The organism is Candidatus Oleimmundimicrobium sp. (genome assembly GCF_030651595.1).
GTDB lineage: Bacteria > Actinomycetota > Aquicultoria > UBA3085 > Oleimmundimicrobiaceae > JAUSCH01.
On sequence record NZ_JAUSCH010000031.1, the window covers coordinates 15,114 to 36,866 of the forward strand.

Genomic DNA, 21,753 nt, shown 5'->3' on the forward strand with positions numbered 1-21,753 from the left:
CTCCTAAATATAAGAACCCCTCAACCAACCGGGTAAAGTTCCAGGTATAATTCTCGGTGGGCTAATCGCTCTGGGAGCAACCGTTATCGCCCCGGCGAGAGCTATAACCGAATCGGTGGTTAACTTTTTATCGTCCCGATGGTAAACCGCCAGTTCATCAATTAACTGTCGAATCTTCGGTATTCTTACCTTGCCCCACTCTATGTGCCTGTCAATAATATTTCCTTCATCGTCTTCGATGGGTTGTCTGAAACAAAAAGCAAGCTCTAAATTGTTGATAAGTTCATCTTTAGAAATTGTGTAACCCGAAAACTCTTTAGAACCCGAAGTAATCCGAACAGGTTTAGCCGGGACTCCCTTTTCTTCCATCGACTCCTGCAACGCTCCGCCTGTCGGGGAGGTGGCATCGTAATAGACCCAACCCATTTCGTAACGTTCACATTCCTGTTTCATCAATTTAAATATCTCGTTCCAGGAAGCCACATTCTGTTTATTGACCCTGGTATAATTAACTAAAGTATAAGGTACTTTGGTAATATCGAGAGTAACCCCGACTGTCCAATCCGTTTCAAAAGCCATATCCCAGAAAGAAACATACTTCCTGCCCCTTATTAACGGTCGTGTTCCGAACATAGTTCTGCGTCCGTTCGGCTCGGAGGGGAGTGTCTCATCGATAGCGTTCAACAGTTGGGCGGTCGAAAGAAGTTTCCCTAATCTCGGCAGAAACCTCCCGTAAAGAACCATCTCCCTTAAGTGGGGGTAATCCTCGTATTGTCTTTCCAGTTCTTTTATTTCGGCTCGGTTAAGATAAACATTGTCATAAGTCGAACCCTCGAAAAAAGTAATGTTCTCCGCGCCCGTCTTAGCTTTAGACCAAAGCTCTTCCAGCCAGGGGTCGGTCGATTCCTTAGGAGTTCCCACAAAATCAACAAAACCGCCTACACCCATTGTCCTGGGCTTAAGAACGGTGAAGTAAATATCGGGTAGGTCTTTGGCATAACCAACTTCATCAATGGTTATTAAACGGAAGGCCTCCCCTTCAACGTGCTTCCCTCTATCCTCCAAAGAAAAAAAGAAACATTTGGAATTGTTAATAAACTCGATAGTCCTGGAATTACGGTCGATTCTTCTTACTAAAGCGTTAAAATAGGGTGATTGCCTGGTCAACCGTTCTATATTATCAAAGACCTTCATGGCGGTAGTATATTCAAAAGAACAGTTCATCGTATTGTATTCAGCCGTAGCCCATTTAGCGTCTTTAGGTAGTCCTATTTTATGAACACAATAATAAATATGTTTCTGGGCCAACCCTCTTGTCTTACCAAACCTATTTCCTGTGATAATCAAATTTATAGCGTTATTTCTTTTAATCATCTCCACTTGTTTCTCGTGGGGAGTTTCCAACAAAATCAGTGCGCCAAACTTCTCTATTTGCCCGCTACTCTTCTTCAATCTCTCCTTCAACTGTTTCTGAAATAGAAGGCTCAATTACTTCACCCTCAATCGTCTTACTTCTCATCGTTTCCAACTGCACTTGTAATATCTCTTGCTCAAGCATGACTGTGGGTATCGCGCCCCTTATCTGGATAGCCCTAAGACCTTCAGTAACAGTCGGGGTCTTAGTCCCCGCGTAGACTTTCTCAAAGGCCTTATCGGCTATCATGTCCAGTTTACCAATAACAGACATATCCCTTAAAGCCAGCTTGGCCCTCTGATTGTCAATCTCCATGTTTTTCAAATCCGGGAAGTTTTTGTTCATGTGTTTATGTTTATGTCTCCAAAGATTAGCCGGAGATAAAGGTTTAGCCGAAAAGAGGTTGTGGTGATTAGCCCAACGAACAATATCGGCATCTATGAAGAGCGGTTCAAAACCAGTGATAGTGATTAAATCCTCAATTAGCCCCCGATAATAAGAAGCGCACAGCTTACACTTCGGTCCGGTGTAACTAAAATCCCTTCCGTTATCAACCCAGCTTTTTGGGTCAGGTTGTTCAGGAAAGGTCTTTTTAAAAGAACTATAAGATAATCCGTTTACTTCTTTTTGTTCGCTTAATGAAGGTCTACCCATATAGAAATACCTCTCTGTTGTTTAACTAAAATAGTGAAAATTCATTTGGGTTTAACACCTATTATAAAACTTTTCCATTTTTAAACACCCCGGGTCTCAATACTGATTATTAGCCACCCATACCCCATACCCCTACCCCATACCTATCATTGAGTGATTTCTCTCCTACCCCTGCCAAATAAAAATAACTCTTTATGCGATAGTACCCTCTTATTTAAAAATGGGTATAATTCTCCTGATCCTTGTTTATTACTTTCTTTTCTTTATTATTTCTTTTCTTTGTTATTAGTTAATTAGTTAATAGTTATATATATTTATTATATATATATTTATATATATATATATAATAATAATAATTATATAAATAATTATTATTATATATATTAGTTATTAGTTAATAGTTACTTTAACTTATTAAAGTATTACTGAGTAATAAAGTATTACTGAGTAATAAAATAATTAAGTAATAGGTATTAACAATTCTCAATAATCAATATATATAATACCAGTTCAGTTAAATATAATAATAATTAAAAGAATTTATAATAATTAAATAATTAAATAGTTATTAAATATAAAAGAAAAGAAAACTCAAATCCCCCCTTTATCCCCCCTTTAGGCAAAGAAAAGAAAGGCAATAAAAAAGAGCCCATAAGGCTCTAATTATTAACCCTATTCTACCAGGTGATAAAAATAAATGTCAAGTCCTTACAAATTTATTTACATATCCCCACTTAAACATTGTTTTACATTTATTGTTTTTTTTATCAGAACATAGAAAAATAGCAATACTAAACCATTGGCAAACAAATATAAATAGCTTAAAACGCCATTGAACCGGGCAGCTGAAGACAAGGCGGAGTTCTTACCAAGTTATTTAAACAAATTTAAAGAAATATTAAAGTTTTATTAAAATTTCTTTTGAAATCTTTAGTTCTCTCGTCTTTAACTTCCGCCTTTATGGGGTTTCCAACAACATTAACGGGGTTTATGTTAACATTTATTCCTTACTTGCTTACATCTATTCCTTACTTGTTGTTGTAAACTCTGTTTCCAACGAGTAACCTTTTTTTTATTCTCTCAACCTATCTTTTATTAACCCTATGCGGGAGAGAAGATTGGAGGGTAAGAGCATACCTCCCCCTGGTAAGGAGGAGATTATGCGGTTTGAGTGAGTTGTCGGGTTGTCGCATCATTGGCTTAATTACCTGTCCAGGTCTCGCTTTACCAGGTAGTAATATGATTACTTTCGCCAAGCTCCCATCGAGAACGGGTTGTATCCTGTTTAAGGATTCTGGAAAACTAAGAAAAGACTGGCTATAACCCAGTTTATCATCGATACTTTCAAATTCGTATCGAGGCGACTTGTTGTGATTAAATTAAATCACGGTAACCTGCCGAGAGGTTACCTGGGAGCCCTCGGCAAAAGGTCTTACGACCTGACTCCCAGATATTTTTATGCTTTTAGCTTAGTTTAACAGTCAAAAATCAATACGTCAAAACCTTTTTTCAGAATCTTTTAAAAGTTTTTCGATTTATATATATCTACCCACGCTTTATCACATTAAAACGTTAATAACTTAAGTTTTGATAAATTTGTTAAAGTTTTTTTACATTTTTTTTATCTTTGCAGGTAAATGACCCTAAAATAATTAAAGTTATCTCTTGACACTGCCGATAATAAGAGTAGTATAGTAGATAGAAAGCAAGGAAACTATTAACGGAGGTGAATTAGATGAAAACCAAAGAAGAAATTTTAAAGATGAGTAAAAAAGAATTAAGAGCTTATAAATGGTCAGAGGATTTAAACAGAGGCGAGGATTGTACTGATTGCTCTCGTTGCTCCGATTGTATTGATTGCCATAGCTGTTACGCCTGTCGAAATGCGTCAGGATTAAAATACGCTATTTGTAATGTTGAAGTTGGAAAAGAATCATTTGAAAAGAAGATAGAGGAATTAGAATGCGATTAACTTGAGGAGGGATTGAGATGAAGGAATTAGTAAAAACATATGACATTGTTGGAAATGTGAGCGAAAAGACCTACCGGGAAATGACAAGAAAGGAAGTAGTAGAAAGACTTGAAAAGAGAGCAAAAGAGTTAATTGGTGTGAAATATCACGTCAACCCCCTGAACTCTTTTCCAGGATACAAAAATAGAAGTAAAAAGAATTTAATGGAATTGTTGAAAGGAATGGATTTATAAAAAACAGACCTGAGCATGTCTCAAAACTGCTCAAATTTTAACCCAAGAGGAAAGGAGGGATAAAACGATGAAAGATGAAGGATATAAACAATTAAATACCCGGTTACGCTACTCTTTATATGTCAAACTTAAAGAGATGTGTAAAAAGGAAAATGTATCTGTTAATCAAAAAATAAATGAATTAGTTGAGAAGGAGGTTGAGGGGAAATAATGAAGAAAGATAATTTTATGGAAGGTAAATTTGACAAATTAAAGGAGGGGCAAGAAATGAAAACTATTGGGAGAAATCAAGCCAAAAAAGCAGCGTTAATTTTTGCCAATGCCAAGAACATAAAAAGTTACACCCTTGGCAATTGTTTTACTGGTGAAGATTGCGACAAAATGGATTATAAAGGGGACAACTGGTTATGGCAAGATTGGGAACGGTTTAACTTTGCAAGACTCACAAAGGGGAATCCAGGAAAATATACACTTAAATTTCATTCAAATCATTGGGTGAGTTTTGAAGCTGATATTGGATAAAAAAAGGAGGGGAAATAATGAAGAAAGATAATTTTATGGAAGGGATTTTTACCAAGCCCATCGGTGAACAGCTTGATGAACTGGCGGAAAAAGAGGAGAAAATGAACACGGATAAGAAAATAAAAGAATTTTTAGCCGACAAGAAAAGGAAAATCATCAGAGAGATATTAGATTATTTCTTGTATGAACTAACATCGGGAAGTTGCGATTGCGGGTGGGGCGAGGATATTTACGAAATGATAATCGGGAAGGATAACTTTGAGGATATTATGGAGGGAACGGTAAAGAAATTGGAGGGAAATTGGAGGGAATTTAGGTGGATAAAATAGAGAAAGAAATAGATGAGGAACTAAAAAACAACCAAAGAAAGAGATTTGAGGCAGTTTTAGAGAGGTTTGCTTTTGCTCTTGTGGATTTCAAGGGGATTTCATCAGATGAATATAAAAATGCATTAAAAATTGCTGTTGCAAAATTAGAGCAGATAACCGAGCCAGATGATAGCTTTTTTGAAAATCCCAAAACACTTAAAGAGGAGGAGAAGTAGATGGGAGAATTAAAAGAAATTAAAACAAAAGTTTTAGAGGTAACTTACAAAAAAGGTAAGAAAACAAGTGGGAAAGAGTGGGTTTTATATACTATTCAAGGAGAGGGCAAAACCCACGCGAATACATTTGATAAAGAAATAGCCAAAAAAGTTAAGGAAGGATTAATCGGAAAAGACGTTGTTTTTATCTATGATGTTACCGAAGACGGTTTAGGGGGGAGTAAGTGGAATTTACAGGATATCGTAGAGGATATCGTAGAGTGCACAGAAACAGCCACAGAAGCAACGATAGCCCTCGGACAAAAGAAGGAAAATGTTGACTGGGACGCTAAAGAGAAAAGGGATTTTAGGGGGCGTTGTTTGGCTTATTCCACGAGTTTAGCTTCAGCGAAACTAATTAAACTCGAAGCGATCCTTCCTCAAGCATTGGAATTCCTATCTTTTATATACGAGGAAGATGAAGGGGCATATACGCCCACCGATGAAGAATTAAATGAAACCTTTGATAAAGATACCAAGGTCGATTTATTTGGATAATTTCTCACTAAATGCGCCCGTGAGAAAGGGGGCTGGACGCCGAAAAGAGTGAGTAACTTGTGGCATCACTTTTATTTGGCCCCCACCAATTTGGAAAGGAGAGGCTTAAATGGTAAGTGATAAAGAAAAGGAAATTATTGGAGAAATAAATAAGATGACACAAACAGAAATGGCATCATTGTGGAGATTTGCTCCATCTGGGCATTTGTATTTTGATAAAACAAAACCATTTTGGGAAGTGTTCGACAAAAGATTTAAAGAGCTTGGTGGCTTTACACCAGAAATTTCTAAGCACCTTGGATAGTAAAAACCAATTTGAAAAGGAGAAATAGATGGATAACAAAACTATCGAACAAATACTCCTCAACCCCGATTTCCTCAAAGCATATTTTGGGGAGGAATTGGTTTGTTATCGGTGTGGGGCAAAACCCATAATACCAGCTCCGCAACGATGTGTGCCAGACGGAATACCATATTGCCCAAATTGTCTTCATAATTTTGTTAGGGAACATCTCCCCCCTAATCTTATCTCTGCCTACAAATATCACGCCCATAAAATTTTAGACCTGATTTTGGACGGGGAGAATCCGTTAATTTATTTTGACCAATTTGAGGAGGAGGAGTAAAAATGAAAATGAACAGGGAGCCCAGAATAATGGGGGAAATGGCACACGATATAAAACAGGCGTTAGAAGTAATAATTGATTATAGCGGTGGGGATTTAAAGTATGCAAGGTATGCTCAATTAGAAAGTTGCCTTAGAGATTTAATCGGAAAACATAGTAAAAGAAACAACTTTAAGGAGGAGGAGTAGATGGACTACAAACACATTTTCGTTCCCAAAGATAAAAAGGTGTGCTACAAACGAATCTTCTTCCAGAAAAGAATAAATACCCCTATTGGATACCTAACTCGTGGACAGATAATTATATCTCTATTAGGGGCTTTGGTGTTCTTGGCGTTTAGTTGGCTATTTATTGTGGGATTATGGATGGTGATAGGATAGATGGGACCCAAAGAGCTTTTACGGCGTTTAGATACTTGGATAGTGTATAACATCGACCTCGACAATATAAATCTTCCTATGTACAAAGAGTGGGCTTTTATTTATGAAGCAATACACTCACACGCCGGAACGTGCAAAGCCAACCACGATGATTGGAAAGAAGAAACAGAGAAAATTTTAAGGACAGATTGGGAGGTCGCGGAATTAGATGGTGCGGTAAATAAAAAGAGTTGACGAATAGAATTGATTAAGATAGTATAGGGTTGTATCTAAAGATTATATGGTTTGGGAGAGAGTGGCGGAATGGGTAGACGCTATAATAGAGTTAAGGCAAAACTGGTGGTAAACCGTTAAATGATTACTCAGTCGCGTCCAGTTAGCTATGCAGGGTTCGAGTCCCTGCCTCTCTCCCAATTAGTTTAAGGAGGTAACAAAATTTATACCTATAAAGAAGCGTGTAAAATCCTAAAAATCTCAATAGATACCCTTCGCAAACTGATTGAAGATGGGGAAATCAAGGTAGTTTATATATCGGAGCGTTCCCCCCGGATTTTAAAAGCGGAACTGGATAATTTTATTGAGAGTAAAAAGAAGGGCGTTTAACAGGCGTCTTTTTTTATGGAGGTGGCAAGAATTAAAACGAGAATAATCTATACAAAGTTTTGGCAGGATAACTATATATCAGACCTAAAAGCCAAAGAAAAACTTGCCTTTATTTATTTCATCACAAACGAGAAAGTGAATATCTGCGGAATTTATGAGTTGCCGGATAAATATATTCGGCTCGGTTTAGATCTAACGGTGAAAGAATTAGATACCATAAAAGAAAAGTTATCCACAGATAATAAGTTTCTTTTTATTGATGGTTGGATAAAAATTGTAAACTTTGAATTTTACAATAAATTTATCGGCGAAAAGAACGAAATAGCCAAAGAAAAAGAATTAGCCCTTATACCTGCAAGGATTATAGAGTATCAATACCCTACCCCATACCCTACCGATAGAGTATCGTTAAATGGAGATACTCTTAATAACCATAAACCAATAACCAATAACCATAAATTAATAACCATAAACCCTAAATCAAAACCGTTAATTCCTTTTGCTGAAATTCAAAATCTTTGGAATGAAAAAACAGAACTTGCTAAAATTGTCGCCTTGAGTAAAACGAGAAAAGAAAAAATAAAATTGCGGTGGGAAGAACACCCGGACTTATCCGAATGGGCAACTCTTTTTATTACCATAACCGATATTAAGTTTTTGCATGGAGAAAATGAGCGTAACTGGCGAGCTGATTTTGACTGGGTAATGAGCAATGATACCAATTGGCTGAAAATAATAGAAGGAAAATATACGAAGCAAGAGCAGAAAAAAATCATAATTGACATGACAGGAGATGCGGAATGATATATTTATGCCCGAATTGTTTAGACGTGAGATTAGATGGAATGGAAACACCGATAACCGAAACTTTCCCTGATAAGGATATTCATTTAAGAGACAGGACAATCCGCGCGAACTACTCAACTAATATGAAAAAGAGAAAACAATATGCTCAAGATGAGTCGTTTGATATAAATAACAAAACGTATAGAATTAAAAAAATCACATACAATCTCTATTGTCGCAAATGTAACAGCGTATATTCAAAAAATATGGCAATCCCGGAAGACAAACAGGAAACAGGAAGAGAGATAACCGAGGGTCGAATACCTTTTTGAGGAGGTCTAAATGAAAATAACAGACGCAACCAGGAAGAAGTTAAAGAAATTAAATAAAAGGATAGAGATTTTTGGACACCTTGATTGTTTCCTACCACAACCAAATGATTGCGAGGGGTCCACTAAGGAAATTGCACAATGTTTTGTATGTGCAAGCTACCTCCCTAATCCCACCACAGATGAATTGATTGAGGCGATAGATGAGAAGTGTGATGTTAAGTGGGGGATTGAAAGAGAAAAAAAGAACGGTAAGTGGTTAGTGTGGTTTGAAAGAGAAAAAACAGAAGCTTATTTTACTGAAGATGACCCTGACGATTGTCTTGCATCCGCCCTCATCTGGCTATATGAACAGGAGGAATAATGTATCTTTACGAGGGACTTCTTGACCTTGCTAATAGAATAAAAAAGGTAGTGAAAAATAATCCAGACCACAGAACAGAAATAAATATGGGGTTAGTTAGCCAACTTGACATGGAGAGGTTAGAGAACTGGGTAAATAGGATTGAAAAGGAGCTGAAGAAGTGAAAAAATATAAAATTTTGCTTTGCGATCCACCTTGGAGTTATAACAACTGGTCAGTAATTAAAGACAAGAAGTTAAACAAAAAGGTTGGTCGTATGGAATACCCCACAATGACCCTTGATGATATTTGTGCGTTGGGAGTAGACGAAATAACAGACAAGGACTGTATTCTTTTTCTGTGGGCAACAATGCCCTGTCTTGACCAAGCAATGAAGGTTATTGATTCGTGGGGATTCAAATATAAGTGCTGTGCTTTTACTTGGGTAAAGACCACATCAAAAGGTATTTATTCTGGGTTAGGTAACTGGACACTTGGAAATGCCGAACTTTGTTTGTTGGCTACTCATAAGACATTTCCCAAAAGAAAAAAACCAGTTAAACAAATAGTTATGGCACAGAGAGGAAAGCACAGTTCCAAACCACCAGAAGTAAGACAAAGAATTGTAGAGATGATGGGAGATATTCCTCGTATAGAGTTATTTGCAAGAAAGCCAGACGCTTTATTTGAAGATGAAACTTTCAATGGTTGGGATGTCTGGGGTAACGAAGTAGAAAGTGATATTGAATTGGAGGTTTTAAATGAAAAATAAACATCAGAACTTAACCGAATTGATTTTACTAATATCCACAATATTTGTTTTATGTGTGGCTGTGGCTAAGGGGGGTGAGTTGATATGAGAAAAATTAAGTTTAGGGCATGGAATGAGCTAACAAAAATAATGATTGATTTGAAGAAGATAACACCACTGGCATTAAGTCTTGATACCGATGGGCTGTTTATCCCTTTTTCAGATGGGCTCCCGCTTATGCAATACACGGGGCTAATCGATAAAAACGGCAAGGAGATTTATGAATCCGATTTACTAAAAGACAATCAGGGCGATATTAGAGAAGTCATTTTTGAAGATGGTGGATTTTGGTGTAAATATCCCAATGGTCAAAAATATATGCCATCGGAAGAATTTAGAGAAGTAATAGGAAATGTATATGAGAACAGCGAACTCTTAAAGGAGAAGTGATGAGGAAAAACAAGGGGGTGAGTTGATGGATTGGATAAGTTGTGAAGAAAGATTACCAAAAGAAGGTGATGTGGTTTTAGTGTGGATTTTAAGATATGGCGGGTCAGAAGACTATAGATTATCTTCTCTGGATAATGATTGTTGGGAAATTGAGAACGAAGTTAGTTGTGAGATTACTCATTGGATGAAAATTGAACCACCAAAGGAGAAGTGATGAATAAACTTATTTTAAAAGTGGTGCTTATTTTATTTATTGCAGGTGTCCCCATTATGCTTCTGGTGTCAAAATACAATATTCCAAATGAACCAGTTACCGAGTTTACCAACTACAACCCCGTCCCGGAAGTCAGTCAAGAACGATTAGATGATTGGAGAAATTTAGCTTGGAAAAATGGGAAATTAGCTCAAGAGAGAGGTGAAAAAATTGAAACATTGGAGAGACAGATTGCCGAAACAAAGGCCAACAATGCTCGATTTCACACAAACAGCCACGTTCAAACTGCGAGAGCCAAAACAAAACAGATTAAAACGAATAAGCCAGGCGTGGAGCAATGGCGTCCGCTGGTTAAAAAGTATTTCCTGGCCCAGCACGTGGATGACGCTTTAATTGTGATGAGCGGAGAAAGTGGAGGCGATCCGAACGCAAAAAATCCAAACTCATCAGCAAGTGGATTATTCCAACACTTAGCGAGATATTGGCCGAATAGAAGTGCCTCAGCCGGTTGGGCGGGAGCAAGTATTTTTGACCCTGAAGCGAATATAGCGGTTGCGGCGTGGTTAAGTAAAGGTGGGGCGAATTGGAATCACTGGCAAATAAAACCAAGATAAAGGAGATTGTTATGGGAAGACGCATGGTTGGTGATGGGCCAAATCCATCGGGTTTGTGTATGTGTGGATGCGGTGAGTTGGCCCCAATAGCAAAGCAATCTGAGTCAAGGGATGGTAATATTTCAGGAAAGCCAAAGCGGTTCATACGTTGCCACCACAGCAGAAAATATCCACATGGATATACAGTAGATACTAACGGATGTTGGGTGTGGAACGGACTCTTAAACGATAGAGGATATGCCCTAAGCGGAATGGCTGGTAGGGCAAGCAGAAAATTCTACAAAGCCAGATACGGCTCTATCCCAGATGGATTGGAATTAGACCATTTGTGCCGAAATCGTGCGTGTGTAAATCCCGAACACCTGGAAGCGGTAACACACAGAGAGAACATGATGAGAGCAGGAAGAATAAAGCTCTCCCCCGAGACAGTAAGAGATGTACGGGTAAGACATGCTCGTGGTGAGAGTGCACGGTCAATAGGCAGATTATATTCTGTCGGCCACAATACTATCTTGCTCGCAGTTAATTATCATACATGGGTAGAAGTTAAACCATAAAATATGATTCATCTATGAGAGGTCCAACCGTACGAAAATATCGGACAGTTTAAATTAGGCGGGGGGCTAAATGAAGGTGAGCTCACAGAGAAGTCTTAAAATCCTCTCACGTAACACAGGAGGGCAACCGTTAAGACTTTGGGTGTAATTAATAGGATTGTGTGGGTAGAATGTTTTGAAGGGCTTAAATCAAGAGTTGTGCCAAAAGTTCTCGTTCTGTATCGGGGTTTTTTGGCACAAAGAGGAAAGAATAAATTAAGAGGAAAAATATGAAAAAGGGGAAAGGAATAACAGAAAATAGGGTAAATATGGGTGCATTTGATTTTGATATAATTATTATTGTTGGTGATTACAAAACCACTTTAGCTTATGTTAGCTGGAAGTTTGAGGATAAAAAAACTAACCTAGCTGATTCTGATATGGGAGATATTCCACGAGGTAAATGTTTTTTTAGAAGAGGGTATGTTCCCGTAGTTTGGATTCCACGCAAGCCACAAAATTCAAGAGAATACGCTACTTATGCTCACGAATGTTTACACGCAGTGTTTCATTTATTTGAGTGGGCTAACTTGCCACTAACAAGAGATACAGAAGAAGTGATGACACACGCAATGGCACATTTAATAACTAACGGATTAAAATCAAATTCTTCCACCGTATCCATAATCTTCTGCAATTCGTTAGTTAATAAATTAGGAGGGGGGATAAAATGAAGTATGAAATTGTAATCGAGGGGGCTACGCCACCCTCAAAAAATCAGACAAAAAGCTGGCATTGGGCAAAACGAGCCAAGGTTAAAAAAGAGTGGGAAGAATCAATCGGTTGGTTATTAAAAGCTAAAAAGGTTCCCAAGATGCAAAAATGTTATATGCAGGTTTTAATATCTTTCGCCGATAATAAAAAAAGGGATGAACATAATTTTTTACATGATGCCTTAGCGGATTCATTAGTCAAGGCAGGTATTATCCCTGATGATTGCGGTAAATATTTAATTATAGCGATGCCGGTTTTTGTTGATGATGATAAAAAATACACGAAGCTAATTTTAGAAGAATTAAAAGTAGGCGGGACCGATTAGGGAGGGCTGATGAAAGAAAAACATTATTGTCAATGCGGATGCGGTCAAGAAGTGGGCGTGTGGGGTTTTACCAGCAGAACTTATGGGTTTGTCAAAGGTCAACCAAAGAAATATATTGTTGGTCATAATTCTAAAAGAAGGAAAAAGTTAAAAGAAACAAATAAATACACTTTTCAAGACGGTTTTAATTTTGCCGAAATGGTCAAAAGGCAAGCAAAGAAAGTAGGGGAGCTTATCCCTGTTGATATTTATTGGACTGAAAATGCCACCGCAGGCAAACAAGTAAAGACAGTTCAGGGGAAGGTTGTTGAGATATATGAGAATTTTTATCTCGTTAATATGGGGAATTATAAAACTACCCAAAGCAAGGTTGATGTGGCTTTGATGGGTCGGTGGATGGCGTGATAGCAAACACCAAGCAAACAAAATCGAAACGGAAATATTGTATTTTTTGCGGACAGAGATTGTTTCAACCGACTTCCGTTACCTGCGGAAGCATAGAATGTAAAGATGGTCTGAAACTTTACAAAGCTCTTCAACGAAGTAAAACAATGAATTGTGAATTTGCGAAAGTGAATAAAGACGGGCGGGTTAGGTGCTCAAAGGGTTTGTTCCACGAGCACCAGCAGAAAAAAGGGTATCCGGTACAGGCGATTTGGCGTCATCCCGTTAAAGCGTGTGTCAAGTGTTCTGTTTACGCCAACGCGGGAGAGTTTACAAAAGAGGAATTAGAACGATTAAAAAAGATAGGGGGATTGGTAAAGACCAAAATCCCAGAACATTGGTGGGAAAAATATGAAACTACCCGAAAAGAAAATTATAAGAAACTGATGGAGGAGATCTAAGTGGCTGATTACCATCGTCTTAAAAGGGATATTCAAAAACTCGAAGAATTATCAACTCAAGTAGAGGATTTTTTCCATATTTCTTTCCCCGTGGCAAAAGAAGACGATACAAAAGGAATGCACTATTTCAGGGAGGCCGTTGGAATATCAAATTTAGCCGATTCTATTTCAGAAGAACTTGAAAAAGCGGTTGATTTTTTAGATTTAAAAATGCGGAGGATGCTTCTCAAAATTGCTTTATGGGACATGGAGGGCGAAGACTTACCTCTCCAAATTGAGGAAATACAAAAAAGGATTAAGCATTTTAATAAACAAATTAAGCATTTAAAAGAGAAAAAAGAGGGCCACCCCGCTAAGAGATGACCCCAAATAAAAAGAATATTTATAATCCTAATGGGTCCGCCAACACATCGTGAGCTTTTTCCGACCCAACGATTGCTAACCCGGAAATAAGTATAATTCTGTAAATGTCGGCAAGTGAAGAATAAGTAATAGCCCCGCAATAAATACCTACTCCCGTAACAATCAACCCAACAATAAATGCCATATTTTTAGGATTTTGCTTCACAAAGAATTTTTTAACAAAATAGCATTTGCGCAAAAGCTCAACCACCAACCAAGTGTAAGCGATGATGTATCCTAATTCCTTAATAAAAACTTCAACAGTCATCAGATATTCACCCCCTCTCAAAATCAATTCTACTCAAATATACAGCCAGCCCCTCTAAGTTCTCCTATTTACCTATGTTCAGCTATGGGTGAGAAAATAAACGTGGCTTAAAATGGCTCTCAGTAAGTCTCCCCAGCTCACTTGTTTCTTTTAATCGTAGCCTCGCAAAGCAAGGCGAAAATTACTGCTCAGATAAGAAAAAATATTCCTTTCCAATCCATAATAGACCTCCATTACTTTTTAATATTCCTGTGCACGGCGGCGAACAAATTTCCTTCCTCATCAGTTACTTTCAAATTCTTTCCTGTCAGCATTGATACAACATTCAAACTTTTCTGAAATTGCTCGTAAGCCAGGGCAACCATTTTTTCCCATATAACAGCTTGTAGGTTTTTATCACAGTCAGGAATTCCAAAGTGAGGACAGTTCACTTTACCGACCCAGCGTAATAATATATATAGCCAGCCCAGTTGTCATAGACAACAACGCCCCGATTATAATAGTAACCGCCCACGTTGGCTTCTTATCTGCTTCAAGTTTATATTCGAGGAGTTGATCTCTTAATGAGTTAATTGCTTTCCAAATATTCTCGAGCGAACCGTTTACGCTTTTTGCTAAATCTTCATGGTCTTTTTCAATAGTATCAGCCCGTTGCTTTAGGACAGCTATCTTTGAGTCTGCGTCCATCAAATTTCACCCATAACCTTCTTAGCGGTTTCAAATCTATCTTTGCCCGAAAGCTCAACCACAACTTTAAATTTTCCCTTGCATTTTGTAACAGCGTTCAATCCGATGGCATAAACTTTGTTAGAAGTGAAAGCGGGGAGGGAATTTACAATCAGAGGTATTCCCTTTTTCTCTGATAGATAACTGCCAATCCTTGCATCGACATCGTTATCCGTATATACACAACTTTCCATATCGACCTCCTGTTTATCTACACCAAAATAATTACAAATTCCCCTACAAATTGCTCCAGCACATCTATTTTGAAAATCGGTTTTGATAATTTCATCAAAATCATTTGAGTCCATAAAGCCCAGCTCAATTAAGGTAGCAGGCATTTTTGTTTTGGTTAAAACGGTAAACTTCTTCTGCTTAATCCCCCTGTCTTTTAATCCGCTCACTTTGACAACTTCAGAGTGAATAGCTTTAGCCAGTTTTGCCCCTTCGCTTGAGTTAGGGCAATGGAAAGTTTCCGTCCCTTCCCCTCCACCGGCGTTATGATGAACTGATACATAAATAGAACAGTTGTTCGCATTGGCTATATTGGCTTTTTGGTGAATTGAGCCAATACATTCGATATATATAATTCCTCTTTGGGCTAATTCTTGTTTTAAAAATTTAATGACAGCTCGGTTTAAATCAACTTCTTTAATTCCCTTGCTAACGCGAACCGCTCCGCTGTCTGAATTATGGTGGCCAGCGTCTATACCTATCATTATTTAGCCCTCTTCTCCTTCTTTTCATTTTTCAGTAATTCATTTTCAGCTTTTAATCTTTCTATTTCGAGTGCCATAACTTCTAATTGAATTTCATAAGTTGCTAATTTGTTCCCGAGACGTTGTACAAGTAAATTCACATCTACACCTTTTTCTTCGTGCATTTGTGTCCCCTTCCAATAGCCTTTCCGAATATTTTACCATCTATTCTCTTTTTAACCTTAACTTTTTTGCCCTTCTTATCAATTTCTTCAACTTCCTCTAAAGGACTTTCGACCAAATCGTAACTCCAAACATCTTCTTTTCCTTTTTCAATACCTACGATAAAGCAGGTTATTCCACCTTGTCCTTCAACCTCAAAAAAATCAGGAGTTTTATTGGTGCATTTCCCGCCATTTACAAAAACGTCATATTCTCCAATAAAGGATTTAAACCGCTCACCTAATTCTATTTTTGAGGAACCATTGACTTTAACATAATCAAAAATCATCGGTCTAAACGAGCCAGGATTATTTACACCAAAGGAGTTGTCTGTTACTGCTCCATCAGGGTCAAGGCGTACTTTCGGAAGCGATGTCCAGGAGGCTTTTACCGCAGCCCCCACGGTTATATTTGCTGACCCTGCCGCAATATAAAAATAGCTTGAAGCACTATATTTAAATCGAGCAGCAGAACTATATGAATTAAAAATACCGTCGCCAAACCCGTGGATTGTACCTCCAATAGTTGCAGCATAAAGACCTGTTATATTTCCCACATACAAATGAGACCAATGATAGGTGTTTGCTCCCAAAGTGCCAACTAAATCACTAATTGGCTCCACGCCATTTGCGTATAATTTATTAGAACAAGATATAAAGTTGGCATAACAAACATTAGCAGTTAAATTCCCTGCAAATGTTCCTGTTGCTCCTGATAAAGCTCCCGAAAAAGTGCCCGTTGCTCCTGTTATTGACCCCGAAAAAGTCCCGCTGGTAAAATTAACAGCCCCAGCAGAGGATATTTTAATAGTAGCTGCTGCATAAGTGGCAAAAGCTCCCCACCACATATTACCTGAACTATCAACATGCCAGGCATTTGCACCAATGGTGATTGCTCCCAATGCCCCAGAGGCGGCTGATAGGTTCCCCGAAAAGACTAAATTAGTCCCATTCCAAGTAAGTTTATCCCCAGATGAGTTCCCTATTGAAAACTTAGTTGTTCCCGCATCATCTCCCAACCAAAAACCAACCCCGGCATCGTAACCGTTTTGCCCTTGCCGAATAAACCCCTGTGAACCTATAACAAGATTTTTAAGAGAACCCGAACCGGCAATTATATCAGAAGCATAATTTTGCAGAACCTCAATCGGCCCTAAAAAATCACTCATTATTTGACCTCCCTTAATATCAACTTAAAAGCGGTTTCTTCTATATCCGGTCGTCTTGTATCGGTTATAGTAGTTTCCCCGCATTGTTCAAAGACGGGTTTAATATTATAAACTGTGCCATCTGTGTCGGTAAAAGATAAAAATTCCTGTTTAGCGATTGAAGCCCAAAGATTATCGATTATAACTTCGCCTAATTCGGGACTTTTTGTCCGTCCATCTAATAAACAAGGGTGGTCGAAAGCGGCTACGAGAAGTTCAAAGTCATACGTATATTCAGGGAGCGGCTCACAGGAATAAAAAGCGGAAAGAACAGTAGGAGTAGTTGAACCATCTCCCGCGAGAGTTGTTTTTATTTGTATTTCTTTTGCCTTCACATTAGAAGATACTATCGCCCACTCTTTTGATTTATCCCCGTCTGTGGAAGATGTCCCCGCTTCGACCCAATTAGCCCCTCTGTCTATTGAATATTCTACCTTTACTGTTTCGGCAGCTGCCAGAGTTTTGTGGGTTACCCCTATCCTTTGGTATAATTTAGTAATATTTGGTATCCCGTAAGCGTCTAAAGATTGGATAACATATCCAGTAGTGTTATATGTCGTTCCTTCTTTATAAACTCCTTGTCCTTTAACAGTAAAATATTTTTTATTTTTATAAACGGCAATATCTCTTACCTGGTTGGCTTCTGCTGATATAAGGGTGATAAAAACATCTTTAGATATGCCACCGAGAGCAAGGTTATAGCAACCCAAGCCTGTCAGATGGTTATAATTAAAATATACTTTATCTTTGCTATCAGCCATTGTTTCAATTTGGTATGGTCTATTTGCTGTTTCTTCCCCAATCTCAAAACCAAAACCGACTGTTCCGCTATTTATAAAATATGAAACTCCTATTTTGCTGCCTGTTGCCGGGGCTGATTGGTATCCATAAACCCAAAGTAAACCCTGGCAAAAATTGCAACCCAATCCGATAAAGCTCGATGGCAATTCTGTTACCTCGCTTGTCCCCGTGCCATCATAGACCCATACTTTTGTTACGTTCCCATTGTGCCCACAGAAATAAATATTACCACCAAACATAGTCCCTTCGGCGGTAAGCCCTGTAAGCGTCCACCCTGTCGAAGCGTCAAATATTTCAACCGAAGCAGCAGCAGCCAATACTTGATAAAGTTTAGTCGCAGTTATACCGTAAAGGGTTTTGTTGTGATAAAGTATTTTTTGTAGTCCCGTTAGGTCAGACCAATGAGCCCAGATTGAAGTGTCGCCTCTATGCACACCTTCGGTGCTGGAAATATTCGCGTACATATATTGCCCATCACAGGCAAAGTCAATAATCTCACTTGTTGTTGCCCCGGAAGCTATCGCCGCTGACATAGTTGTTCCATCATAGTAATAGACATTTGTTCCTTGAGCTGTCCAAAGATAACTCAATCCAACGCCCAATGCGTCATAATCCGTGTTGGCGGTTGCTTGAATTTTAGAGGTAGGCGGAAGTAATTTAATTTCTCCCCGCTCTGATATATCTATTGCTGATGAGTCTTTAAACCTACTCGGTAAAGAAAATTCTTTATCGTGGTAATCCTGGTCAAAACCCAAAGACCAGTCATCATATACCCTTCTCCAAGCATTAGAAAAATCTTGTTCTCCCCTGGTAGCTTGCATAGCAATCCGTTCAGCCAGTTGTCTTGTCGGGTATTTTTTGCGGGCGGATATTTTATTAAGGAGCATATAATAATTGCCATCTAATTTAATTGAGTGGGTTTTACCTACCGTTCCCATTAAATTCTCCTTCTGTATGCATAAAGTTTATTCAAGCCGAGCATAGCCCTTTCTTCATCAAACATTAGCTTCCAGTTGTAACCCGCTTTAGCCGAAGCCCCGATGGGATTAGCTTTTTCATCTAAATTGGCAGGGGCTTTATCATATCTTGCCCTGTTGCTCTCATCAGATAAAGAGAGTTTCCAGCAAGCATAATAAACAGGTAGTTCTTGAGCGTCTGTGGGTAAGTCGGTTTCGCTGGCATCGGCGATTAGTTTAGTGAAAGTCGCGGCGTATCTTAGACCCATTTTAACGGGTGAGCTTATGCCTCCGGTAAATCTAATCCCCTCACTTCCCGAACCATAAAAGTTTTTCATTATTCTGTAACTATCGCAAGGGGTCATTAAAGAATAACCCGTATCGGATAAAGATAAATCTAAAAACTTTTTGCAATCGGTTGGCAGGGGATAGGTGTAAACCCTGTCCGAATAAACTTGTTTTAAAGAGTCAACCGTTATAAAAGAATTTGACGAGGCGGTATAAGAAAATTCTATCTTAGTTATATTCGCCCAATTAGGGGAAAGTGTCGCGGTAAAATCTTTCCTGTCTACTTTCAAATGAGTGTAACCGTCAGATATAGAAAACCCCGCATAGGTATAATAATTTGTGTCATCTGTATAAAGTCTTAAATGGAAAGCTGTTTTTTTGGAAGCGTCATCACAGAATAACCAGAACTTAAACTTATCGTCATCTCGCCCTGCTAAATTCTCTGCTGTCGAAGGAGTTAAAACAGAAGTAACCGCTGTGCCTGCCGAGGTAATTCTCCTGCCTTGTGTCCCTGTCTTGTAAAAAACAACATCAGCCGCGCCGCCTACCCAACTTTCCCCTGTTTCAAAATTACAAACAACATCGGAATTCGCAGCCAAAGTATAATCATCTAATTTAGCTTGCCAAAGTTCCTGTGTTATCGCTTCATTGATAGCTTGTTCAATATCAATGGCAAAATAGTGGGGATTAAGGATTATGCTTGAATTGATTAGATGGGTGGCGGCGGTAGCCCCCATATATCCCCTTATTACCGTTACCGTTGTGGTGGTGGGGGTAGCCGATACCCTCATCAATTCGCTATCTATTTCAATAATATCGTTTGCCGAATATTTAGTATAATCGGTAGCCGTAAAAGTGGTAGCGGCAACATCGGTAATTGCAGTTCCCAAAATATCAATATCGTTAAAATCTTTTAAATTCCTTCTCACCTTATTTTTGTATTGTAAAAGTGTATTCGCCATTTAAACCCTCCTAATTACCAATATTTACGTTCCCATACCCATCATCATAAGTTTTGGTTGTCCTGTTGCTTCCTCGCCTCCAGCCAAACTAAATGCTGGTTCTGGAGGAACATACTTGCCTACAAATATCCAATCCAACTTTATACTTGTAGTATTGCCAGCAGTGGCGTAAGCCCTGAAGTAAAGAGGGGCAGCAACCGATGGAACATTAGTCGTTATTTCTTGCGGCACTGAGTCATTCACCGAGAACTTTGCTGAATTTATATCTTTCCATAATCTCTCAAAAATACCCCAAGTTGTGAAAAGACTTACATTGCTCCCAATCACAGAGGCTGCTCCTGCCCTGTGAACGCTATAATCCCAAACAGTAAGATCATATTGATAAATTCTAACTACATTTGTCCAAGCATTGTCGGTTCTAACTCCTGCTTCGGAGTCATGGTCGACGGAAGAAGATGCCTGAGGGTGCTGTTCTTTTGAGCGGATTCTAATTGCGGGACCAAAAGTGCCAGCGGGCGTAGAAAACACAAACACGTCAGCACCTGTCTTGGTTAGAGTAACAACACTATCTGCGACAGAACAATCTGCTATAGCTCCACTCCACTTGCCTGTGTCTATACTACTCCCAAGAAAGTCGTCAAAGAAAACAAAAGTGTTTACCCCGTTAGAAACAGAACTATCAGCTGATTTACCATAGTAAATATAGGTATCAACGTTTGCCCCCAAATCATCAGCGACCTTAACCCAAACCTTAGCAAGACGATTTGGAGTAGTGCCTGTTATTTCCTCTACCCAAAAATCAAGAAGCGTGGTTTCATCATTATCAGTAAGCCGAATATCGGTGGGAAAGTTCTGACAATGGCTTTCTAAGTCAAAATTCTCACCAACAGCACCAGAGCTTTCACCAACTAATAATAATTGTTGATAGTTAGTTCCAGCACCAGTTCCAGCTGCTATTGTTATTTTTTTACGATAGGCATATCCTTCTAACCAAGCCATCTATAAACATCCTTTATGTTTAGTATTTATACAACAAAGCCAATGCTTACTTGTATAAAAGGTTAATTATTATCTCATTTAACGCTACTGCTCCCACATCGCTATCTGCTGCTCCCACCGTAGTTGCATAGCCAATGCCACTCGCAAAAGGAATACCTAAAGAGAATTCAACATTAGTTCCTGCACCAGCAATAGCCCCAGGAATAGCTAAGGTCATTACAGGAGTATCTGTTCCAACAGTAGGAGCAGTCGCCTTGTTATAAAGTTTTACGTATCTAACTGCGGCATTGGTGTTAGTAATATACCAGCCATAAACTTGCCCAGCACTTGCTTTAGCTACTGTGGCGTTGGTGGTGGCAGCCGAAAGCAGACGGCTAATCAAACAACCGCCCGAAGTCCCAGGTGCAGGCGTTACCGCCCCCGATACAGGTTGCGTAGCTTGATAAAACGTCCCTGTTACAGCTGTTGTGGGGGCGGATAATACATCAACCTGAATATTCCCATCAGCATCAACTTTAATTACTTGATAATTAGTCCCATCTGTTCCTAAAACAAGGTTCCCTTTTTTGGCTACACCAACAGCTTCGGCATCAGGATATTGCTCCCCCGCCCCTCCACCAGAAAGCACATCAACCTGTAAATGACCATCGCTATCGGCTATTGGCTGGACAGGTGTTCCCGTTCCATCTTTAGCGGTGTTTGTCCAACCCGCCACGCTATCATTGGCTTTGTCCAATAGAACTTCATAGGTAGCCGTTGCGTTTATATCAACCAA

General features: G+C 38.8%; 37 protein-coding genes and 1 tRNA gene. 26 read left to right on the forward strand and 12 right to left on the reverse strand.

What is annotated here, in order from left to right; genetic code table 11:
• Window positions 1-3: 3 nt before the first annotated feature.
• A complete protein-coding gene (locus tag Q7U95_RS02365; protein ID WP_308751671.1) occupies window positions 4-1,452 on the reverse strand; it encodes a terminase family protein in 1,449 nt (482 codons plus the stop codon).
• A complete protein-coding gene (locus tag Q7U95_RS02370) occupies window positions 1,439-2,068 on the reverse strand; it encodes a hypothetical protein (RefSeq protein ID WP_308751672.1) in 630 nt (209 codons plus the stop codon). The genes Q7U95_RS02365 and Q7U95_RS02370 overlap by 14 nt, the downstream gene beginning before the upstream one ends.
• Before the next feature lie 1,735 nt (window positions 2,069-3,803).
• Between Q7U95_RS02370 and Q7U95_RS02375 the strand changes: the two genes are divergently transcribed.
• The 26 genes from Q7U95_RS02375 to Q7U95_RS02500 all read left to right on the forward strand — a co-directional run bounded on the left by Q7U95_RS02375 (window position 3,804) and on the right by Q7U95_RS02500 (window position 13,815).
• Window positions 3,804-4,040, forward strand: coding sequence for a hypothetical protein (locus Q7U95_RS02375; protein WP_308751673.1), 237 nt, complete (start codon window positions 3,804-3,806; stop codon window positions 4,038-4,040).
• A gap of 17 nt (window positions 4,041-4,057) precedes the next feature.
• On the forward strand, window positions 4,058-4,273 hold the full coding sequence (locus Q7U95_RS02380) for a hypothetical protein (RefSeq protein ID WP_308751674.1): 216 nt from the start codon (window positions 4,058-4,060) through the stop codon (window positions 4,271-4,273).
• Window positions 4,274-4,340: 67 nt separating this feature from the next.
• Complete coding sequence (locus Q7U95_RS02385) at window positions 4,341-4,484, forward strand: hypothetical protein (RefSeq protein ID WP_308751675.1); 144 nt, start codon at window positions 4,341-4,343, stop codon at window positions 4,482-4,484.
• A complete protein-coding gene (locus Q7U95_RS02390) occupies window positions 4,484-4,795 on the forward strand; it encodes a hypothetical protein (RefSeq protein WP_308751676.1) in 312 nt (103 codons plus the stop codon). Before Q7U95_RS02385 ends, Q7U95_RS02390 begins: the two co-directional genes overlap by 1 nt.
• 17 nt (window positions 4,796-4,812) lie before the next feature.
• Window positions 4,813-5,124: a hypothetical protein gene (locus Q7U95_RS02395; protein ID WP_308751677.1), complete on the forward strand. Its 312-nt coding sequence runs from the start codon at window positions 4,813-4,815 to the stop codon at window positions 5,122-5,124.
• Window positions 5,112-5,339, forward strand: coding sequence for a hypothetical protein (locus Q7U95_RS02400; protein ID WP_308751678.1), 228 nt, complete (start codon window positions 5,112-5,114; stop codon window positions 5,337-5,339). The genes Q7U95_RS02395 and Q7U95_RS02400 overlap by 13 nt, the downstream gene beginning before the upstream one ends.
• Window positions 5,340-5,876, forward strand: a complete 537-nt coding sequence (locus tag Q7U95_RS02405) for a hypothetical protein (RefSeq protein ID WP_308751679.1) — start codon at window positions 5,340-5,342, stop codon at window positions 5,874-5,876.
• A 109-nt stretch (window positions 5,877-5,985) separates the two neighbouring features.
• A complete protein-coding gene (locus Q7U95_RS02410; protein WP_308751680.1) occupies window positions 5,986-6,180 on the forward strand; it encodes a hypothetical protein in 195 nt (64 codons plus the stop codon).
• 28 nt (window positions 6,181-6,208) lie between these two features.
• Window positions 6,209-6,502 (forward strand): hypothetical protein, encoded by a 294-nt coding sequence (locus Q7U95_RS02415; RefSeq protein WP_308751681.1) that lies wholly within the window; start codon window positions 6,209-6,211, stop codon window positions 6,500-6,502.
• A 2-nt stretch (window positions 6,503-6,504) separates the two neighbouring features.
• The gene (locus tag Q7U95_RS02420; protein WP_308751682.1) at window positions 6,505-6,690 is read left to right on the forward strand and encodes a hypothetical protein; all 186 of its coding nucleotides are present in this window, start codon (window positions 6,505-6,507) and stop codon (window positions 6,688-6,690) included.
• Window positions 6,691-6,882: 192 nt separating this feature from the next.
• Complete coding sequence (locus Q7U95_RS02425) at window positions 6,883-7,116, forward strand: hypothetical protein (protein WP_308751683.1); 234 nt, start codon at window positions 6,883-6,885, stop codon at window positions 7,114-7,116.
• 54 nt (window positions 7,117-7,170) lie between these two features.
• A tRNA-OTHER gene (locus Q7U95_RS02430) sits at window positions 7,171-7,295 on the forward strand.
• A 205-nt stretch (window positions 7,296-7,500) separates the two neighbouring features.
• Window positions 7,501-8,289: a hypothetical protein gene (locus tag Q7U95_RS02435; RefSeq protein WP_308751684.1), complete on the forward strand. Its 789-nt coding sequence runs from the start codon at window positions 7,501-7,503 to the stop codon at window positions 8,287-8,289.
• Window positions 8,286-8,603: a hypothetical protein gene (locus Q7U95_RS02440; protein ID WP_308751685.1), complete on the forward strand. Its 318-nt coding sequence runs from the start codon at window positions 8,286-8,288 to the stop codon at window positions 8,601-8,603. The genes Q7U95_RS02435 and Q7U95_RS02440 overlap by 4 nt, the downstream gene beginning before the upstream one ends.
• A gap of 10 nt (window positions 8,604-8,613) precedes the next feature.
• Window positions 8,614-8,964 carry a hypothetical protein gene (locus tag Q7U95_RS02445; protein ID WP_308751686.1) on the forward strand — a complete coding sequence of 117 codons (351 nt, stop codon included), beginning with the start codon at window positions 8,614-8,616 and terminating at the stop codon, window positions 8,962-8,964.
• A complete protein-coding gene (locus Q7U95_RS02450) occupies window positions 8,964-9,128 on the forward strand; it encodes a hypothetical protein (RefSeq protein WP_308751687.1) in 165 nt (54 codons plus the stop codon). The genes Q7U95_RS02445 and Q7U95_RS02450 overlap by 1 nt, the downstream gene beginning before the upstream one ends.
• On the forward strand, window positions 9,125-9,715 hold the full coding sequence (locus Q7U95_RS02455; protein ID WP_308751688.1) for an MT-A70 family methyltransferase: 591 nt from the start codon (window positions 9,125-9,127) through the stop codon (window positions 9,713-9,715). The genes Q7U95_RS02450 and Q7U95_RS02455 overlap by 4 nt, the downstream gene beginning before the upstream one ends.
• Before the next feature lie 84 nt (window positions 9,716-9,799).
• Window positions 9,800-10,144 (forward strand): YopX family protein, encoded by a 345-nt coding sequence (locus Q7U95_RS02460; RefSeq protein ID WP_308751689.1) that lies wholly within the window; start codon window positions 9,800-9,802, stop codon window positions 10,142-10,144.
• Window positions 10,145-10,169: 25 nt separating this feature from the next.
• Window positions 10,170-10,358 (forward strand): DUF551 domain-containing protein, encoded by a 189-nt coding sequence (locus Q7U95_RS02465; protein WP_308751690.1) that lies wholly within the window; start codon window positions 10,170-10,172, stop codon window positions 10,356-10,358.
• The gene (locus Q7U95_RS02470; protein ID WP_308751691.1) at window positions 10,358-10,972 is read left to right on the forward strand and encodes a transglycosylase SLT domain-containing protein; all 615 of its coding nucleotides are present in this window, start codon (window positions 10,358-10,360) and stop codon (window positions 10,970-10,972) included. The genes Q7U95_RS02465 and Q7U95_RS02470 overlap by 1 nt, the downstream gene beginning before the upstream one ends.
• Window positions 10,942-11,529 carry an HNH endonuclease gene (locus tag Q7U95_RS02475; RefSeq protein WP_308751692.1) on the forward strand — a complete coding sequence of 196 codons (588 nt, stop codon included), beginning with the start codon at window positions 10,942-10,944 and terminating at the stop codon, window positions 11,527-11,529. The genes Q7U95_RS02470 and Q7U95_RS02475 overlap by 31 nt, the downstream gene beginning before the upstream one ends.
• A 269-nt stretch (window positions 11,530-11,798) precedes the next feature.
• Window positions 11,799-12,242, forward strand: coding sequence for a hypothetical protein (locus Q7U95_RS02480; protein WP_308751693.1), 444 nt, complete (start codon window positions 11,799-11,801; stop codon window positions 12,240-12,242).
• Entirely contained in the window at window positions 12,239-12,607 is a 369-nt protein-coding gene (locus Q7U95_RS02485) for a hypothetical protein (protein WP_308751694.1), read from the forward strand. Before Q7U95_RS02480 ends, Q7U95_RS02485 begins: the two co-directional genes overlap by 4 nt.
• A 9-nt stretch (window positions 12,608-12,616) precedes the next feature.
• The gene (locus Q7U95_RS02490) at window positions 12,617-13,012 is read left to right on the forward strand and encodes a hypothetical protein (RefSeq protein ID WP_308751695.1); all 396 of its coding nucleotides are present in this window, start codon (window positions 12,617-12,619) and stop codon (window positions 13,010-13,012) included.
• Entirely contained in the window at window positions 13,009-13,452 is a 444-nt protein-coding gene (locus Q7U95_RS02495) for a hypothetical protein (protein ID WP_308751696.1), read from the forward strand. The genes Q7U95_RS02490 and Q7U95_RS02495 overlap by 4 nt, the downstream gene beginning before the upstream one ends.
• Window positions 13,453-13,815, forward strand: a complete 363-nt coding sequence (locus tag Q7U95_RS02500) for a hypothetical protein (RefSeq protein ID WP_308751697.1) — start codon at window positions 13,453-13,455, stop codon at window positions 13,813-13,815. It abuts the gene before it with no gap.
• Window positions 13,816-13,834: 19 nt separating this feature from the next.
• Here Q7U95_RS02500 and Q7U95_RS02505 read toward each other — a convergent pair whose 3' ends face one another.
• From Q7U95_RS02505 to Q7U95_RS02550, 10 genes are all read right to left on the reverse strand, one after another.
• A complete protein-coding gene (locus Q7U95_RS02505; RefSeq protein ID WP_308751698.1) occupies window positions 13,835-14,122 on the reverse strand; it encodes a hypothetical protein in 288 nt (95 codons plus the stop codon).
• A 233-nt stretch (window positions 14,123-14,355) separates the two neighbouring features.
• Complete coding sequence (locus Q7U95_RS02510) at window positions 14,356-14,553, reverse strand: hypothetical protein (RefSeq protein ID WP_308751699.1); 198 nt, start codon at window positions 14,551-14,553, stop codon at window positions 14,356-14,358.
• 1 nt (window position 14,554) lies between these two features.
• Window positions 14,555-14,809, reverse strand: a complete 255-nt coding sequence (locus Q7U95_RS02515; RefSeq protein ID WP_308751700.1) for a hypothetical protein — start codon at window positions 14,807-14,809, stop codon at window positions 14,555-14,557.
• A complete protein-coding gene (locus Q7U95_RS02520; RefSeq protein ID WP_308751701.1) occupies window positions 14,809-15,564 on the reverse strand; it encodes an N-acetylmuramoyl-L-alanine amidase in 756 nt (251 codons plus the stop codon). Before Q7U95_RS02520 ends, Q7U95_RS02515 begins: the two co-directional genes overlap by 1 nt.
• On the reverse strand, window positions 15,564-15,728 hold the full coding sequence (locus Q7U95_RS02525) for a hypothetical protein (protein ID WP_308751702.1): 165 nt from the start codon (window positions 15,726-15,728) through the stop codon (window positions 15,564-15,566). The genes Q7U95_RS02520 and Q7U95_RS02525 overlap by 1 nt, the downstream gene beginning before the upstream one ends.
• Entirely contained in the window at window positions 15,707-16,933 is a 1,227-nt protein-coding gene (locus Q7U95_RS02530; protein WP_308751703.1) for a hypothetical protein, read from the reverse strand. The genes Q7U95_RS02525 and Q7U95_RS02530 overlap by 22 nt, the downstream gene beginning before the upstream one ends.
• Window positions 16,933-18,711 carry a hypothetical protein gene (locus Q7U95_RS02535; protein ID WP_308751704.1) on the reverse strand — a complete coding sequence of 593 codons (1,779 nt, stop codon included), beginning with the start codon at window positions 18,709-18,711 and terminating at the stop codon, window positions 16,933-16,935. The genes Q7U95_RS02530 and Q7U95_RS02535 overlap by 1 nt, the downstream gene beginning before the upstream one ends.
• Window positions 18,711-19,979 carry a hypothetical protein gene (locus Q7U95_RS02540; protein ID WP_308751705.1) on the reverse strand — a complete coding sequence of 423 codons (1,269 nt, stop codon included), beginning with the start codon at window positions 19,977-19,979 and terminating at the stop codon, window positions 18,711-18,713. The genes Q7U95_RS02535 and Q7U95_RS02540 overlap by 1 nt, the downstream gene beginning before the upstream one ends.
• A 24-nt stretch (window positions 19,980-20,003) precedes the next feature.
• On the reverse strand, window positions 20,004-20,978 hold the full coding sequence (locus Q7U95_RS02545; RefSeq protein WP_308751706.1) for a DUF2341 domain-containing protein: 975 nt from the start codon (window positions 20,976-20,978) through the stop codon (window positions 20,004-20,006).
• A gap of 46 nt (window positions 20,979-21,024) precedes the next feature.
• On the reverse strand, window positions 21,025-21,753 hold a 729-nt coding region (locus Q7U95_RS02550; protein ID WP_308751707.1), incomplete at its 5' end, for a hypothetical protein.

Coding starts and splice junctions, on each gene's coding strand:
- Q7U95_RS02540 (WP_308751705.1), bottom strand. CDS start 19,979: ATGGCGAATACACTTTTACAATACAAAAATAAGGTGAGAAGGAATTTA.
- Q7U95_RS02525 (WP_308751702.1), bottom strand. CDS start 15,728: ATGCACGAAGAAAAAGGTGTAGATGTGAATTTACTTGTACAACGTCTC.
- Q7U95_RS02385 (WP_308751675.1), top strand. CDS start 4,341: ATGAAAGATGAAGGATATAAACAATTAAATACCCGGTTACGCTACTCT.
- Q7U95_RS02425 (WP_308751683.1), top strand. CDS start 6,883: ATGGGACCCAAAGAGCTTTTACGGCGTTTAGATACTTGGATAGTGTAT.
- Q7U95_RS02490 (WP_308751695.1), top strand. CDS start 12,617: ATGAAAGAAAAACATTATTGTCAATGCGGATGCGGTCAAGAAGTGGGC.
- Q7U95_RS02465 (WP_308751690.1), top strand. CDS start 10,170: ATGGATTGGATAAGTTGTGAAGAAAGATTACCAAAAGAAGGTGATGTG.
- Q7U95_RS02395 (WP_308751677.1), top strand. CDS start 4,813: ATGAAGAAAGATAATTTTATGGAAGGGATTTTTACCAAGCCCATCGGT.
- Q7U95_RS02460 (WP_308751689.1), top strand. CDS start 9,800: ATGAGAAAAATTAAGTTTAGGGCATGGAATGAGCTAACAAAAATAATG.
- Q7U95_RS02380 (WP_308751674.1), top strand. CDS start 4,058: ATGAAGGAATTAGTAAAAACATATGACATTGTTGGAAATGTGAGCGAA.
- Q7U95_RS02435 (WP_308751684.1), top strand. CDS start 7,501: ATGGAGGTGGCAAGAATTAAAACGAGAATAATCTATACAAAGTTTTGG.
- Q7U95_RS02375 (WP_308751673.1), top strand. CDS start 3,804: ATGAAAACCAAAGAAGAAATTTTAAAGATGAGTAAAAAAGAATTAAGA.
- Q7U95_RS02450 (WP_308751687.1), top strand. CDS start 8,964: ATGTATCTTTACGAGGGACTTCTTGACCTTGCTAATAGAATAAAAAAG.
- Q7U95_RS02390 (WP_308751676.1), top strand. CDS start 4,484: ATGAAGAAAGATAATTTTATGGAAGGTAAATTTGACAAATTAAAGGAG.
- Q7U95_RS02470 (WP_308751691.1), top strand. CDS start 10,358: ATGAATAAACTTATTTTAAAAGTGGTGCTTATTTTATTTATTGCAGGT.
- Q7U95_RS02530 (WP_308751703.1), bottom strand. CDS start 16,933: ATGAGTGATTTTTTAGGGCCGATTGAGGTTCTGCAAAATTATGCTTCT.
- Q7U95_RS02440 (WP_308751685.1), top strand. CDS start 8,286: ATGATATATTTATGCCCGAATTGTTTAGACGTGAGATTAGATGGAATG.
- Q7U95_RS02415 (WP_308751681.1), top strand. CDS start 6,209: ATGGATAACAAAACTATCGAACAAATACTCCTCAACCCCGATTTCCTC.
- Q7U95_RS02520 (WP_308751701.1), bottom strand. CDS start 15,564: ATGATAGGTATAGACGCTGGCCACCATAATTCAGACAGCGGAGCGGTT.
- Q7U95_RS02370 (WP_308751672.1), bottom strand. CDS start 2,068: ATGGGTAGACCTTCATTAAGCGAACAAAAAGAAGTAAACGGATTATCT.
- Q7U95_RS02405 (WP_308751679.1), top strand. CDS start 5,340: ATGGGAGAATTAAAAGAAATTAAAACAAAAGTTTTAGAGGTAACTTAC.
- Q7U95_RS02485 (WP_308751694.1), top strand. CDS start 12,239: ATGAAGTATGAAATTGTAATCGAGGGGGCTACGCCACCCTCAAAAAAT.
- Q7U95_RS02545 (WP_308751706.1), bottom strand. CDS start 20,978: ATGGCTTGGTTAGAAGGATATGCCTATCGTAAAAAAATAACAATAGCA.
- Q7U95_RS02535 (WP_308751704.1), bottom strand. CDS start 18,711: ATGGGAACGGTAGGTAAAACCCACTCAATTAAATTAGATGGCAATTAT.
- Q7U95_RS02480 (WP_308751693.1), top strand. CDS start 11,799: ATGAAAAAGGGGAAAGGAATAACAGAAAATAGGGTAAATATGGGTGCA.
- Q7U95_RS02410 (WP_308751680.1), top strand. CDS start 5,986: ATGGTAAGTGATAAAGAAAAGGAAATTATTGGAGAAATAAATAAGATG.
- Q7U95_RS02420 (WP_308751682.1), top strand. CDS start 6,505: ATGAAAATGAACAGGGAGCCCAGAATAATGGGGGAAATGGCACACGAT.
- Q7U95_RS02445 (WP_308751686.1), top strand. CDS start 8,614: ATGAAAATAACAGACGCAACCAGGAAGAAGTTAAAGAAATTAAATAAA.
- Q7U95_RS02505 (WP_308751698.1), bottom strand. CDS start 14,122: ATGACTGTTGAAGTTTTTATTAAGGAATTAGGATACATCATCGCTTAC.
- Q7U95_RS02515 (WP_308751700.1), bottom strand. CDS start 14,809: ATGGACGCAGACTCAAAGATAGCTGTCCTAAAGCAACGGGCTGATACT.